This is a genomic window from Bradyrhizobium sp. PRIMUS42, from assembly GCF_023006515.1.
In the GTDB taxonomy this organism is placed as follows: Bacteria; Pseudomonadota; Alphaproteobacteria; order Rhizobiales; family Xanthobacteraceae; genus Bradyrhizobium.
This window is the reverse complement of record NZ_JALBGZ010000086.1, coordinates 1-13,639: the sequence shown is the minus strand read 5'-3', so window position 1 is coordinate 13,639 and position 13,639 is coordinate 1. Positions and strand designations below refer to the sequence as shown.

Below are 13,639 nucleotides of genomic sequence, written 5' to 3'. Positions count from 1 at the left end.
CCGCTGCAGGAGCTCTTTCGCCAGTGAGGCGCCGCTCGGCTGCACGCCCACCAGCGTGATACCCGCGACGGCGAAGGCCGGGACGCCCAACGGCAAGGCGCGTGCGACACCCCGGAGCCCAGTGATGCGATCATGGCCCAGGCCGACGTAGATGGGCCCGGCAGCCATCTATGTGACCTGGTTCGGAGAAAAGCCAGCAGCCGAAGCTTCCGCTTCATTGTGAGCGCTCCGCTGGCGAGGAGAATCCCGATCCTCGACTAGGTAATCACCCGATATTCCAGTCCCGGCGCAAGGCGCATGGTGCAACCGGTGGGCAAGTCGATCGACCGGGACGCAACGCTCGCTCGTGTCGCGAGGTCTTCACATGACTGAGACGTCGTCAATCCAAAAGCTCTCGCTGTTCGCGTTGACCGCGATGGTGGTCGGCTCGATGGTCGGCTCGGGCATTTTTTCACTGCCGAGAACTTTCGGTATCGCCACCGGACCGTTCGGGGCCATCTTCGCCTGGTGCATCGCAGGCGGCGGCATGTACACCCTCGCGCGGGTGTTCCAGGCGCTGGCGGAACGAAAGCCCGAGCTCGATGCCGGCGTCTATGCCTATGCGAAGGAGGGGTTTGGCGACTATCCCGGCTTCCTGTCGGCTTTCGGATACTGGATCGGCAGCTGCATCGGCAACGTCTCCTATTGGGTGCTGATCAAGTCGACGCTGGGCGCTTTCTTTCCGGTCTTTGGCGATGGGAACACCGTGATCGCGATTGTCGTCGCCTCGATCGGAATCTGGCTGTTCCACTTCATGATCCTGCGCGGTGTGCAGCAGGCGGCCGCGATCAACACGATCGTGACGATCGCGAAGATCGTCCCGATCCTGGTCTTCATCGTCATCCTGATCGTCGGGTTCAAGGCAGACCTGTTTCGAGCGAATTTCGGGGGCGGTGAGGGCATGCCGGACAAGGGTTTGTTCGAGCAGATTCGCGCGACCATGCTGGTCACCGTGTTCGTCTTTCTCGGCATCGAGGGTGCCAGCGTCTATTCGCGCTACGCCAAGGAACGCGCGCATGTCGGCGCTGCGACCATTCTGGGATTTGCGGTCGTGACGAGCCTGATGGTGCTCGTGACCATGCTGCCCTATGCCGTGCTTCCCCGCGCCGAGATCGCCGGCATGCGGCAGCCGTCGATGGCGACGGTGCTGGAAGCTGTCGTCGGACATTGGGGCGCGATCTTCGTCAGTGTCGGGCTTCTGGTTTCGGTGTTGGGGGCCTATCTCGCCTGGTCGCTGATCTGCGCCGAGGTGCTCTCCGCCGCCGGCCGGACCAGGGACATGCCGGCCCTGTTCGGCACGGAAAATGCGAACAAGGTGCCGGCTGCGGCGCTTTGGCTTACCAACGTGATCGTTCAGCTCTTCGTCATCAGCACCTATTGGTCGCAGGATGCGTTCGCGTTGATGCTCAATCTGACGAGCGTGATGTCGCTGATTCCGTTCTTCCTCGTCGCAGCCTATGGGCTTCAGCTGAGCAGGCGGGGCGAGACCTATGAGAAGAGCGGCCGCGCCAGAACGCGCGACATGGTCTTCGCCGGCATCGCCGTCATCTACACGCTATTCCTGATCTACGCCGCCGGAATGAAGTTCCTGCTGCTGTCCTTGATCCTCTATGCGCCCGGTACGGCACTCTACTTCTGGGCGCGTCTGGAACAGAAGGCGAGGGTCTTTACCGCCGTCGAGTGGGTCATCTTCATCGCCGCCGCCGTCGGCGCCGCCGTCGGGATCCACGGCTTGGCCACCGGCTACATCACCATCTAGGCAAGGCAACTCCCGGGAGAATTCCCATGGCAAAGCAGGCATCGGACAGCTCGGTTTCCTTCGGGGTCCATTCGGAGGTCGGTCAGCTCCGGAAGGTGATGGTCTGCTCACCCGGCCGCGCCCATCAGCGCCTCACGCCGTCCAATTGCGACACCCTGCTGTTCGACGACGTGCTGTGGGTCGAAAATGCCAAGCGCGATCATTTCGACTTCGTGCAGAAGATGCGCGACCGCGGCATCGAAGTCGTCGAGATGCACAATCTGTTGGCGGAGACGGTCGCGATCCCCGAGGCGCGGAAGTGGATTCTCGACAACCAGGTGGTTCCCGATCAGGTCGGCCTCGGCCTCGTTGATGAGCTGCGGGGCTACCTGGAAAGCCTCAAGCCGCGCGACCTGGCCGAAACGCTGATTGGGGGCGTTTCGACCCATGACTTCCCGGACGCCCATGGCGGCGAGATGCTCAAGCTCGTCCGCGAAGCCGCCGGGATGACCGAGTATCTGCTGCCGCCGCTTCCCAACACGCTGTATACGCGGGACACGACCTGCTGGATCTACGGCGGGGTCACGCTGAACTCGCTCTACTGGCCGGCGCGGCACGAAGAGCCGATCCTTGCGACAGCCATCTACATGTTCCATCCCGATTTCGCCGGCAAGGTCAATGTCTGGTGGGGCGATCCGACACGGGACCACGGTCTTGCGACGCTGGAAGGCGGCGACGTGATGCCGATCGGCAAGGGCAACGTGCTGATCGGGTTGAGCGAGCGCACCTCGCGGCAGGCGATCAGCCAAGTCGCCGCGGCGTTGTTCAAGAAGAAGGCGGCGGAGCGCGTGATCGTGGCTGCGATGCCGAAGCTCCGTGCCGCGATGCATCTCGATACCGTCTTCACGTTCGCGGACAGGGATTGCGTTCTGCTGTATCCCGACATCGTCAACAACGTCGCGGCCTTTTCCTACCGGCCAGCCGACAATTCGGCCGGCCTCGAGCTGCGCAGGGATGAAAAGCCGTTCGTGGACGTCGTGGCCGAAGCCCTTGGCCTGAAGAAACTGCGTGTGATCGAGACCGGAGGCAACGCCTATATGCGTGAGCGCACACAGTGGGACAGCGGCGCCAATCTGGTTTGCGCCTCCCCGGGCGTAGTGTTCGCCTATGACCGCAATACCTACACCAACACCTTGCTGCGCAAGGAAGGGATCGAGGTGGTCACCATCGTCGGGGCAGAGCTCGGGCGGGGCCGGGGAGGCGGTCATTGCATGACCTGCCCGATCACCAGGGATCCGGCGGACTACTAGACCATGCGGATCGACTGGTTGGGTTGGGTCCATCGATTCAATCACTGATTTTGAATCGTACCACTAACACGCCAAAATCGTCGCCCAGGCTAAGACGATTCCTGGTGCACGCAAAAGCCATCGAGGAGCACCATGCGCGGGTCGAGAGCTCTTTTGTCGGTCTTGGGGTTGTTGGGAGCCGGCACTGCTTGGGCAGCGGACGTTGATTCCACCGAGCTGAAGGCGAGCAGCCCCGTACCGTATTACTCCGCTCCGTCCTGGAGTGTCGTCGGCTCCGTCACGTCGAACTTTACCGATAATGCCTTGTTCAGCCGCGACAATCGCAAGTCGGATTTCTTTTATGAGCCCGACGTAAGCGTCAGGCTGGACGGGAACCTCACAGATGACCTGTCGTACCGGCTCTATGCACGCGCACAATATGACGCCTTTGCGAGAGAGAAGGACGGCAATGCCGCAGTGGCGCGGATGGGAGCACGCCTGACGGAGAATTGGGACGGCTGGCGCTTCTCCGCCATCTACGAGCACCGATACGATTTCGACGGCGTCTATCGCGATCTCGCTTTCACCTCAGACGACGTGATGGGCTCGGTGGCGCGCGACTTTCGCGTGAACAATGTGACATTCTCGCCGCTGTTGCTGTTGACCTACCGGTTTTCCGACCTTGCGGAAGCTCGCCGCTGGCGCTTCGATGCCTTGCTCGGCATTGAGGTCAAGCTCGATCCGCAATGGTCGATCGTGAGCACGCCGTTGTTCGAAGCGTTCTGGTTCACCGACGGGCTGAACAGGGGACGACAGGATCAAATCTACTCCGCGGATATCGGCCTGAAGTATAATTTTGCCAGCAACGTTTCGCTTACGACGAGTGTGCTGTACGAGGCACGAGAATCGAACGTCATGGTGCGGCGCTACAGGGATCTCAGGATTGGTCCCCGGCTTGACTTTGCCTTTTGAGAGGTCTGCAAGATGATGTTGAGGCGTGCTTGGGTGCTGTTCGGGGTCATTGTCGGTTTGTCGGCAGCATCCGCCGCAGCCGCGGACCCGCGCGACTCTGCCGACCGGAGCCAGCGTCTCGATACCGACGCACTCAGGGACGATGCCGGCACACAGCGGCTACGGGTGCCGTCTCATCCGCTGGTGATCGCGCCGCCTCAACAGGCAGCCCGAAACGCGAAGAAAGGAAAGAAGAACAAGTCGAACACGAGCGGCGATATGAGCCGCTAGCACATCGCGTCCCAGCCATGGTGCGATTGCCGCGACGCAATCGTGAAAGCTATTTGCTGCGCTTGAGTATCTGTTGCACCATATTTGAATTGCAGCGGGATAATCTGGCAAAAACTGCACATCCGATCCCTCCCGATGTCGCCTCCACCGATGCAAGATTTTATTCCGTCAGCAATACTACTTGGTGGTGTGGGCAACCTGACGGTGTATAATCTGCTGACCCCAAGGGCGCGCGTCTCCTGATCCGTTGATGGATACTCTCGCCGGCGGGGCAGGGAGGAGACGCTCGATCTTTAGCCTCAATATATTGAGCTTCAAATATGTTGAGCTTCAACGTCGGGCGTCACCGGTGAATAGTGAGTGCGTCCCGTGAAATTACATAGCTCGCCCGCCTGCGAGTCGAGTGGAACCAGGGTCAGAGGGTGGTTGCGACTTGGCTCGGTAGAAACCTGCGAACGCCTTTACTGGGTCTTCTCGCCCGATCTCCTCTTTGCAGTACGCCCTTCGTTTGGAGTGCACTTCGTGTATGAGGGGATCAATCCGGCGTTCGAGCTTCTTCTCGGCGTCTCGTCGGAAGACATCCGGGAGATGGACGTTTCCCACTGTCTCGGCAGGGACGACGCCAGAGCCGTCAGCGAAGCTCTCCGCGCGTGCCTCGCAGAAGGAACGGAGGTCAGGATTCGCCACCGCCTTGCATTTGGCGGCCAACCCCAGAACATGGAAACGACCATCGTTCCGATCATGGACACCGTGGCCAGTGGTGCGGTCCGGTTGATCGGCAGCCATCGCGTCGCGCGCAATGGACTTTTCGAAAACGACGTTGAACGATCGGATGCCGCGCAGGCGAGCGTCAATTTGCTCTCCATTCAGGAGGATATCCAGCAGCGGATCGCGTCCGATCTGCATGACTCGACGTGTCAGCACCTGATTGCCGCGAGTCTCGGTCTGATGCGGATGCGGCGGAGCATGGGCGATCCCGTCGGGGCCGAGCGCCTCTGCGATGAGATCGACGCGTCGATCGATGAGGCGCTCAGGGAAATCCGCGCTTTTGCCTACCTGCTGCACCCGCAGAATCTGACAGCCGAAGGGCTCAAGGCCACGATCGAGCACTATGCCGATGGATTCGCGGCGCGCACGTCGTTGCGGGTCACAACCAGGATCCTGGCCGGCGTCGATCGATTGCCCTACGAGAAGCAGCGCTCATTGCTTCGGGTTGTTCAGGAAGCTCTCACGAACGTATTCCGCCATGCAAAGGCAACGGAGGTGAGCATCGTCATTGACGGGACCGGCCGCCATTTTCGGCTGACCGTCAGCGACAACGGGCGCGGGCTTCAGGCCGGCCGCGCGAACCAGGCGATATCGACCGGCGTTGGAATTCCAGCCATGAGAGCAAGACTTGAGCAGATCGGAGGTTCGCTGGAGATCCGCTCCGATCCGGCAACGCATCGTTCCGGCACGGTTCTGTGCGCAGTCTTTCCGCATGCCTTGGTCACGAACAAGCGAAACCGGCGAAAGGACGCCACTGTCATGGGAGTCCCCGCAGGCGCCCACTGAGGGAAGAAAAACACTGATCACCGGCGGTAGGTGGAACGAGTTCGTTTCGGCCCCAGCCGCCGAGTAGAGACACTGGAGTGCTCGCCATGAAGCGTTTTCTCATCGCTGATGACCACGAGGCGGTACGGTCGGGCTTGCGGGCGGTGCTCGAACAACGAGCGGACTGGGAAGTGGTCGCCGAGGCGAACGATGGCGGAAAGGCGCTCACAGCGGCGATCGAAAGCCGACCTCACGTGGCCATCGTCGATTTTTCCATGCCGCGGATGACCGGACTGGAGGTCGCGCGGCGGATCAGGGAATATCCGCTGCAGACCGAGGTCCTGATTTTCACGGTGCACAACTCCGGTTTACTCGCCCAGCAGGCATTTGAGGCCGGTGCGCGCGCCTTCCTGGTGAAATCGGACGCAAACAGATTGCTGATGGCGGCCGTCGACTCTCTTCTGGCGCACAAGCGGTTCTGTAGCGAAAAGTGCCGGAACGAACTGAACGGCGGATCTGGCAGCAATGCAGACAGGCACCCGGGCCTCACTCCGCGCGAGCAACTCGTCGTCAAACTGGTTGCCGAAGGCTACAGCAATAAGGGCATCAGTGCGATCCTCAACCTCAGCGTCAAGACCACTGAGGCTCATCGGGCCGCCGCGATGCGCAAGCTGGACGTGAGTTCGACTGCGGGCCTGGTCCGATACGCCGTCCGCGCGCAGCTGGTCGAGGCGTGACAATTCCTTGCTGGGGGGTGGTGGTCGCGGCCGCGTCGGTACATTCGCCCGGCCATCTCGGGGTTTTGCAGGATAATGCTCTGGCCCGCGATCGGTATCATCGCTCGACTGTTCTGCTGCCGATTATCTCCGCCGATTGCGGTCGGATAGGAGAACGATGCCGTGAAGCGCATCTTGATTGCGGATGATCATGAAGTCGTGCGTTCAGGGCTGCGCGCGATCGTCGACACGCGCTCCGACTGGATCGTTGTCGGCGAAGCAACGAATGGCGAGCAGGCCGTCGCATTGGCTTTGGAGACGAAGCCGGACGTCGTGATCGTCGACTATTCGATGCCCCTCATGAATGGGCTGGAGGTCAGCCGCCGATTGAAGTCACTTCACCTGCGCAGTGAAATTCTGATTCTGACGATGCATGAAAACGAAGAGCTGCTGACCGAGGCCATTCTGGCGGGTGTCCGCGGCTTCTTGTTCAAATCGGATGCGAGGAAACACCTGCTGTCCGCCGTCGAAGCGCTGCTGGATCGCAGACCTTATTTCACCAGCGTGTTGCTGGAGAAATTGCTCCGCGACTACCAGCTCAACAAGCTGAACAAGTCGGATATGCTGCTCACCTCGCGCGAGCAGAGCGTGGTCCAATTGATCGCGGAAGGACATACCAACAGGTCCATAAGCGTCATTCTGCAGTTGAGCGTGAAGACCGTCGAGACCCATCGCGCTTCGGCGATGCGCAAGCTGGGGATGTCGTCGACCGCTGAACTGGTCCGTTACGCCATTCGAAAGAAACTGGTGGCGCCCTGAGAGACCGCCGGCCGAACAACGGAACGATTGTAGGCCCGTGTCGCTTATGCCACGGCCGGTGGTGTCGGTATTTATCCCTTATCGCCCTAGGCTGAATTCGGGAGTGTCCTGGTTCCGCAATGCTGCGAGACTTGTCAGCCCCCGCAACAAGGAGGTTCGCATGAAGAGGAGTGCACCTGTTGTTCTTGCAGTCGTCCTGTCGGCAGTTGCCGTAAGCATCGCGCATGCCGACCGGCCGGGGGCTGACTGGATGCCCATTCAGCAAGTCATCGACAAGGTTCTCAAGTCGGGCTTTACGCTCGTCAGCAAAATAGAAGCCGATGACGGCCGTTGGGAAGGCGAAGGCATCAAGGATGGTCAGAAGATGAAGTTTCACGCCGATCCCAAGACGGGCGAGATCATATCCGCGAGGCCTGATCGCTAGCGGAGGTTCCCCCACTGTCGCAGGCGGTATTGCCGGCGCACAAGCGAAGTCAGGCGCTCGATGCCGGAGCGCCACATTCCGCCATGCGATCTACTCAGGGCGGGGGAGAGGGACGTCAACGGCCCGGTTCATCAAATCGCGCAGATCGGCGGCTTCCCGTTCGCCCATGGCTTCTTCGAAGGCTGTCTGCGCGCGCCGCCATGCAGCCAAGGCTCGGGCGTGCTTCCGATGTCCCTGTTTTGTAACGGTGACGATGCGCTCCCGCCGGTCATTCTCGCCGACTGAAATCTCAACGAAACCGTCACGCTCGAGCGGTCTCAGGTTATGGCCCGTGGTCGCACGATCCATCGACATCAGCTTGGCGAGCCGGGCCATGGTCATCGGCCCTGAGGTCACGAGATAACTCAACAGACTATATTGCGTCGATTTGAGCCCGCTCGGGGCTAACGCGAGATCATAGTACCGGGAGAGACGCCTGGCTGCGCGGCGGACTTGATTGCAGTTACAGCGCGCTGGGTCATCGACCAGATCGGATGATTTTGCTGCTGCTCTCGGCATCAATACCCTCTCAAACCCAAGATATCACACGGCTTCCGTTTGTTGTCGATAGTCCCAAACCGCGCGCGAGGAAGCGTGACGGCTCAGGCTCCGATGCCTGCGCTCCCACAGCGCACACAGGGTCAAATAAGTTCATTAATAGAATTTACGTATTACGTCAGCGCCGCGATTTGCTTCCGCACGCGGCGTTCGCTGAAAGTTCGCTCCGAGCAGATCGAGCGTCTCTACGCCAAAGAACCGGGCCGCGATGTGGTCTTGGTGTAAGAGCGTATTCAGCGTCGCGGCAGCGTGGCGTGCGCTGCCGTCTCAAGCGGCGCGCGAGCGCGTCTTTGTCTTCCGGACCTCCGGTGCGCTTTTCTCCGGGAGGCCGCGGGCGCCCGGCCCCGGGTGAGTATGAACCTCCTTGGCCGACAGCGGCTCGCCGCATTCGGCGCACACCATGACCGGATCGAAGTCCTTTCCGCATTTGCGATGCTGGTGCAGCAAGGGGCGGCCGCGCTCGTCGACCATATGAGTATCACCCCAATGCACGATCGCCATCATGATCGGATAGAGGTCGAGGCCTTTCTGAGTCAGGATATATTCGTGGCGCTTGGGCGATTCCTGGTAGGGAATGCGGCGCAGGATGCCTTGCCGAACCAGTTTTTTCAGCCGTTCGGCGAGCAAGTGTCGTGTGATTCCCAGCGCCGACTGAAACCCCTCGAAGCGGCGCGTGCGCAGGAAGCATTCGCGCAGGATCAAAAGCGTCCAGCGATCACCGATCACGCCGATGGTTCGGGCCATCGAACACGGCTCTTCCTCGAGTTCTTTCCACTTCATCCGTACGCTCCAGTCGTGCCGGCATGGGCCGTTCCGAAGTTTCGCGGAGGCCGGGCGCGGTCCGTTCCATTCTAGATAGGCACTAAATTCCAAACAATCCCCTTCCAGGCATGGGAAACCAGCCATAGTGCCGGTACATTTGACAGTTCTATTTTAGAACTATATGGTGAATGAAACGAGGGCTGGCGGGTGGATCGCCAGTGCCTGCCATGCGATCTCCGGGAGAAGCCGCGATGACCTTGAAAGTTGAATTCCAGTTCGATTTCGGTAGCCCGAACGCCTATCTGGCGGAAGTGGCCATTCCGGGCATTGAGCAGCGGACCGGCGTGAAATTCACCTACGTCCCGGTTCTGCTTGGCGGAATTTACAAGGCGACCGGCAACATGTCGCCGTTCGAATCGCTTCACGGAATCAAGAACAAGCCGGAATACCAGGCGCTGGAGATCCAGCGGTTTATCCGACGCCACAACATCACGAAATTTCGCCAGAATCCCTTCTTTCCGGTCAACACGCTGATGCTGATGCGCGGTGCTGTCGCCGCCCAGTTCGAGGGCGTGTTCGAGTCCTATTTTCGCGCCGCCTATCATCACATGTGGGAAGAGCCGAAGAAAATGGACGATCTCGAAATCTTCCGCAGCGCGTTTGTTTCCTCGGGCATCGATATCGATCGGCTGATGGCGCGTGCACAGCAGGATGACGTCAAGAAGCGGCTGATTGATCTGACCACCGACGCCGTCAGCCGAGGAGCATTCGGCTCTCCGACCTTTTTCGTCGGAAGGGAAATGTTCTTCGGCAAGGACCAGATCCGCGATGTCGAGGAGTCCATCGTCGAGCAAACGAGACAACCTGTTTCCAAGACGGCCTGACGGCGCCGACTGTCCGGGTTGAATGGCGAAAGCCATTTTCGGACCCGGAACAGAGGTAAAATCAGGGAGACTGCCTATGCCCGGCCCACTTCACGGCGTTCGCGTGCTCGATCTGACCCCGGAATTTCGGCGTGCCGTTGTTCGGCCGTCGGAGCGGAGGCGATCATGCCTGGCGTTGTCCTTCGTAGAGCCTGTCTGAACTCACGAACGCGCACTTCCCGGCTTGGAGGCCCCACGAGCGAGGCGGGATCGCCTCGCTTCCGTTGCCTTCCCAGTGCCGCTGGCTACGCGGCCATGCGCAACAGATCGACGATGTCGGCTTCGTCCTTGAAGGGGCGCGGGTTGGCCTTTACGAAGCGATGATTGATCGCGATCTTGCTGATCTGATCGAACTTGTCTTCACCGATGCCGACCTCGGCGAGCCGCCCGGGCAGTCCAAGTCTCCTGGTGAATTCCGCAAAGGCATCTGCGGCTTCGCCACCCGGAGCGCCCAGAGCCGCCGCCAGACGCTTCTGCGCCTCCTCGGTGACTGGCTTGTTGTAACGAAGAAGGCTCGGCATGGTGACGGGTGTGCAATAATAGTGGGGAACGTCGAACGTCCCGCCAAGCACGTGGCCAATGCCGTGACTTGCGCCCATGGGAACGCGGGCCTGCAGCCCGTACGACGCGAGCCTTGAGCCATATTGCGACAATCGGCGTGCCTCGAGATCGTCGGGTTGTCGCAAGGTCTGGAGCATTCCCTCACGCAGCGTGCGGATGCCCGCCAGGACGACTTCGTCAGCCAAGGGAGTGCCGAGCGGCGAGCACAATGCTTCGATGCCGTGATCCATCGAGCGTGTGCCCGATCCCATCCAGAGCTTTGTCGGCGTATGAAGCGTGAGGGCGGGGTCGAGAATGATCGCCACCGGCATCATCTGGGGGTGAAAGAAGATCTGCTTCAGCTTCTGGCTCATCGGTGACGAGCGCTGCGGCATTGTATTCCCCGCCATTCAGCGTCGACGGCACCGCGACCTGCCGGACTGCCGGCGAGCGGAAGGGCGATTGGCTCACGCCCGGCCCCATCGGAAAGGGATCGAAGCCAGCTTCATCGCGAATATCGTGCTCCATCGCCATGATGACGATCTTGGCCAGATCGACCGCGGACCCTCCGCCGACAGCCACGACGAGATCGGCTTGCGCCTTCTTTGCGTGACGAGCGACTTCGGCAGCCTGCTTGCGGGTCGTGTGCTGCGCAATTCCGTCGAAGGTCGCGGCATGCTTGTCGCCGAGCGCGCGCCGGATTTTCTCGATCTCGTCGGTCTTGGAGTTCAGGGTTCGGCTGGCGATGAGGAAGACGCGCTTTGCGCCAAGTCTCTCGGCCTCTTCGCGGATAGCTTCAGAGGCGAGTTTGCCATAGATGACACGGTCAATTGCCGGAAAATTATGTACACCGGTTTTGCGTATTCTGTCCTCCCACCAGATGCCCGACAGCCAGGCGTTATATTATGTAAGTTCGCGTCGGTATCTCAGCACGTTGGAGCTCTGCAACGTGCTGAGAGTTAAATCGCGACTGTCGCCTTCGCCGGATGAGTGGCGTTCGCTGTCGCTGATGCGGTCATTCTGCCGCCAGTATCAAGCGAGCCAGCTCCGATGGATGCTCGACGGCCGAGAAGTGGCCGGTATTCTTGAGTGTCAGCATCTGCGCGGCAGGAATGAGCGCGCGTGTGCGTTCGCGCTCGTTTGGACGAGACCAATCGCTATCGCCATAAATGAGCGTCACGGGCGCTGAGATCTGCCGATAGTAATCACGGGCCTTGCTCCAGGATTGCCAGCCTGCCAGCACCTTGCGTGCGACCCGCTTGTATCCCGGGCGGCGGGCAACTTCATCGAACTCAGTAAGCAGATCCGCCGGCAGTTTGCCGGGGTCGTGATATCCGCCACTCATGATCTTGCCGAGGACGAGCTTGTTTTCGAGCGATGCATTGATCGCGCCGAGCACCGGGACCTGCAAGCTTCCGATGATGAAATTCGCGAACCAGTTGCCGCGTCGAATGCCGTCGCCGTAGCGGGTCTCATAGTCATAGGAGTTGACCGCAAAGACCCGTTTCACCCGCTGCGGAAGCGATGCCGCCACCGTGAGGGCCAATGCGCCGCCGATCGACTCGCCGACGATCGTGAGGTCCGAGAGATTGAGCTCCTCGATGAAGCCAATGACGGCTCGCCTGAAGTAGGGCTCGTCGAAGCTCGCGCCTGCATCGATTGGTGAGTGGCCGTGGCCCGGGAGGTCAATGGCGTACACCGTGTGCGATCTGGCGAGGAGGGGCGCAAGAGCGCGGAAATATTCGAGCTGCGTCCGGATCGTATGTATGAGGAGCAGCGGAGGCCCGCTGCCGGTCTTTTGAAAACGTATGCTTAGCTTGTTCGATATCTTCAGCAAACTTGGTTTGGCTTCGGTCATGCTGAGCATGAGATCTCTCCGTGCTTTGAGGGGCGCTTTCAAGCGGCAGCGGCGTCGCGAACCTGTTCGGCTGCGGCATCCAGAACGGCCTGAGCCAGATCGGGGTCGTTGACGGCGCGCGACAGCGTCACCGCGCCGACCATCGTCGCGAGAATGGCCATGGCCTTGCCCCGCGAGGCTTCATCGCCGGTCCCGGCGATGAGGCCGCCGAGCACGTCGAGATGCGCTTTGATTCCCGCTTCGAATTCCGCCTTCACCTCGGGGCCTTGACGCGCGGCATCCGAGCCGAGCGCCACGATCGGGCAACCGTCCATCTTTTCTCCGCGATGGTCGCCGCTGAAGTAAAACCCGATCACGGCGCCAAGCGGATCATCGGGATTCTGAGTGGCCGCATCCGACCATCGGCCGGACGCGCTCTCCAATGCGCGCCGGGACGCCTCGACCGCCAAATCCACTTTGGACGCGAATTGCTTGTAGAAGGCGCCTTGGGTTAACCCGGCCCCCTCCATCAGATCCTTGAGCCCGATGCCGTCAAAGCCGCGCTCCCTGAAGAGGCGACTGGCCACATCGATCACGGTTTGGCGGTTTTCCGCGGCCTGAGCGCGACTGACACGCATTAGCACCCTCCATATTTAGATTGCATTCGAACTCTATTACGGCAAATAGAAGCCGAACGCAATCTATCAAGAGGCGGAAGGCGAAATACTAGGATGGAACCGCTCCGGCCACCCCTTTTTACGCCTTCCTAGGGACAAAATTACATTCTTGTTGCCTCCCTCTCGTTTTAGATTTCATTCGACATCTAACTGGAATATAGAGTTCGTATGAAATCTAATTCGGGAGACTGACAATGAAGATGCGGGGTTTTGCGATTTTGGCCGGTATTCTGGTCCCGGCGGGGGTGGCGACCTTCGTTGCTCTTGCGATTCCCTCCCATGAAGCCTCGGCGGTCAGCGACCCCCGGCAGGAGCCCCCGATGGTCCGTCTGGTCACGGCCTCGCGGGTCAGCGGATCCGAGCGCGGTTTCACCGGGACCATCGGCGCGCGAGTGGAAAGCAATCTCGGTTTCCGCGTCGCCGGCAAGATCGTCGAGCGACTGGTGAACGTCGGTGAGCAGGTCAAATCCGGTCAGCCGCTGATGCGGATTGACGAAACCGAC

The 13,639-nt window shown here is 60.4% G+C and carries 13 protein-coding genes and 2 pseudogenes; 10 read left to right on the top strand and 5 right to left on the bottom strand.

Features of this window, described 5'->3' with window-relative positions; all coding sequences use genetic code 11:
• Nucleotides 1–364 precede the first annotated feature (364 nt).
• The 8 genes from MOV75_RS10240 (at nucleotide 365) to MOV75_RS10205 (ending at nucleotide 7,800) form a co-directional block, all read left to right on the top strand.
• A complete protein-coding gene (locus tag MOV75_RS10240) occupies nucleotides 365–1,798 on the top strand; it encodes a basic amino acid/polyamine antiporter (RefSeq protein WP_246919244.1) in 1,434 nt (477 codons plus the stop codon).
• Nucleotides 1,799–1,824: 26 nt separating this feature from the next.
• A complete protein-coding gene (arcA, locus tag MOV75_RS10235; protein ID WP_246919242.1) occupies nucleotides 1,825–3,087 on the top strand; it encodes an arginine deiminase in 1,263 nt (420 codons plus the stop codon).
• A gap of 303 nt (nucleotides 3,088–3,390) precedes the next feature.
• The gene (locus tag MOV75_RS10230; protein ID WP_247005576.1) at nucleotides 3,391–4,038 is read left to right on the top strand and encodes an outer membrane beta-barrel protein; all 648 of its coding nucleotides are present in this window, start codon (nucleotides 3,391–3,393) and stop codon (nucleotides 4,036–4,038) included.
• Between the two features lie 33 nt (nucleotides 4,039–4,071).
• A complete protein-coding gene (locus MOV75_RS10225) occupies nucleotides 4,072–4,308 on the top strand; it encodes a hypothetical protein (protein WP_246919236.1) in 237 nt (78 codons plus the stop codon).
• 522 nt (nucleotides 4,309–4,830) lie between these two features.
• Nucleotides 4,831–5,862 (top strand): ATP-binding protein, encoded by a 1,032-nt coding sequence (locus MOV75_RS10220; protein ID WP_246919232.1) that lies wholly within the window; start codon nucleotides 4,831–4,833, stop codon nucleotides 5,860–5,862.
• Between the two features lie 86 nt (nucleotides 5,863–5,948).
• Entirely contained in the window at nucleotides 5,949–6,578 is a 630-nt protein-coding gene (locus tag MOV75_RS10215) for a response regulator transcription factor (RefSeq protein ID WP_246919229.1), read from the top strand.
• Nucleotides 6,579–6,740: 162 nt separating this feature from the next.
• Nucleotides 6,741–7,376 (top strand): response regulator transcription factor, encoded by a 636-nt coding sequence (locus MOV75_RS10210; RefSeq protein ID WP_246919226.1) that lies wholly within the window; start codon nucleotides 6,741–6,743, stop codon nucleotides 7,374–7,376.
• A gap of 160 nt (nucleotides 7,377–7,536) precedes the next feature.
• Nucleotides 7,537–7,800 (top strand): PepSY domain-containing protein, encoded by a 264-nt coding sequence (locus MOV75_RS10205; protein ID WP_246919223.1) that lies wholly within the window; start codon nucleotides 7,537–7,539, stop codon nucleotides 7,798–7,800.
• Nucleotides 7,801–7,890: 90 nt separating this feature from the next.
• On the opposite strand, the gene MOV75_RS42450 is transcribed toward MOV75_RS10205, so the two are convergent.
• A complete protein-coding gene (locus tag MOV75_RS42450) occupies nucleotides 7,891–8,358 on the bottom strand; it encodes a MarR family winged helix-turn-helix transcriptional regulator (RefSeq protein WP_258719512.1) in 468 nt (155 codons plus the stop codon).
• A gap of 306 nt (nucleotides 8,359–8,664) precedes the next feature.
• Entirely contained in the window at nucleotides 8,665–9,177 is a 513-nt protein-coding gene (locus MOV75_RS10195) for a helix-turn-helix domain-containing protein (RefSeq protein WP_246919307.1), read from the bottom strand.
• Nucleotides 9,178–9,410: 233 nt separating this feature from the next.
• Between MOV75_RS10195 and MOV75_RS10190 the strand changes: the two genes are divergently transcribed.
• Complete coding sequence (locus MOV75_RS10190; RefSeq protein ID WP_246919217.1) at nucleotides 9,411–10,043, top strand: 2-hydroxychromene-2-carboxylate isomerase; 633 nt, start codon at nucleotides 9,411–9,413, stop codon at nucleotides 10,041–10,043.
• A gap of 284 nt (nucleotides 10,044–10,327) precedes the next feature.
• Here the strand turns inward: MOV75_RS10190 and MOV75_RS10185 are convergent.
• The 3 genes and pseudogenes from MOV75_RS10185 to MOV75_RS10175 form a co-directional block, all read right to left on the bottom strand.
• Nucleotides 10,328–11,414 (bottom strand): annotated as a pseudogene (locus MOV75_RS10185) (iron-containing alcohol dehydrogenase).
• A 223-nt stretch (nucleotides 11,415–11,637) separates the two neighbouring features.
• Nucleotides 11,638–12,489: an alpha/beta fold hydrolase gene (locus tag MOV75_RS10180; RefSeq protein WP_246919214.1), complete on the bottom strand. Its 852-nt coding sequence runs from the start codon at nucleotides 12,487–12,489 to the stop codon at nucleotides 11,638–11,640.
• 29 nt (nucleotides 12,490–12,518) lie between these two features.
• Nucleotides 12,519–13,097 carry a TetR family transcriptional regulator gene (locus MOV75_RS10175; protein WP_246919210.1) on the bottom strand — a complete coding sequence of 193 codons (579 nt, stop codon included), beginning with the start codon at nucleotides 13,095–13,097 and terminating at the stop codon, nucleotides 12,519–12,521.
• 233 nt (nucleotides 13,098–13,330) lie between these two features.
• Between MOV75_RS10175 and MOV75_RS10170 the strand changes: the two are divergent.
• A pseudogene (locus MOV75_RS10170) lies at nucleotides 13,331–13,639 on the top strand (efflux RND transporter periplasmic adaptor subunit); the annotation flags it as partial.

Bases quoted from the DNA above. Each gene is read 5' to 3' on its own strand.
- MOV75_RS10240 (WP_246919244.1), top strand. From the start codon at position 365: ATGACTGAGACGTCGTCAATCCAAAAGCTCTCGCTGTTCGCGTTGACC.
- MOV75_RS10215 (WP_246919229.1), top strand. From the start codon at position 5,949: ATGAAGCGTTTTCTCATCGCTGATGACCACGAGGCGGTACGGTCGGGC.
- MOV75_RS10190 (WP_246919217.1), top strand. From the start codon at position 9,411: ATGACCTTGAAAGTTGAATTCCAGTTCGATTTCGGTAGCCCGAACGCC.
- MOV75_RS10205 (WP_246919223.1), top strand. From the start codon at position 7,537: ATGAAGAGGAGTGCACCTGTTGTTCTTGCAGTCGTCCTGTCGGCAGTT.
- MOV75_RS42450 (WP_258719512.1), bottom strand. From the start codon at position 8,358: ATGCCGAGAGCAGCAGCAAAATCATCCGATCTGGTCGATGACCCAGCG.
- arcA (WP_246919242.1), top strand. From the start codon at position 1,825: ATGGCAAAGCAGGCATCGGACAGCTCGGTTTCCTTCGGGGTCCATTCG.
- MOV75_RS10180 (WP_246919214.1), bottom strand. From the start codon at position 12,489: ATGCTCAGCATGACCGAAGCCAAACCAAGTTTGCTGAAGATATCGAAC.
- MOV75_RS10175 (WP_246919210.1), bottom strand. From the start codon at position 13,097: ATGCGTGTCAGTCGCGCTCAGGCCGCGGAAAACCGCCAAACCGTGATC.
- MOV75_RS10195 (WP_246919307.1), bottom strand. From the start codon at position 9,177: ATGAAGTGGAAAGAACTCGAGGAAGAGCCGTGTTCGATGGCCCGAACC.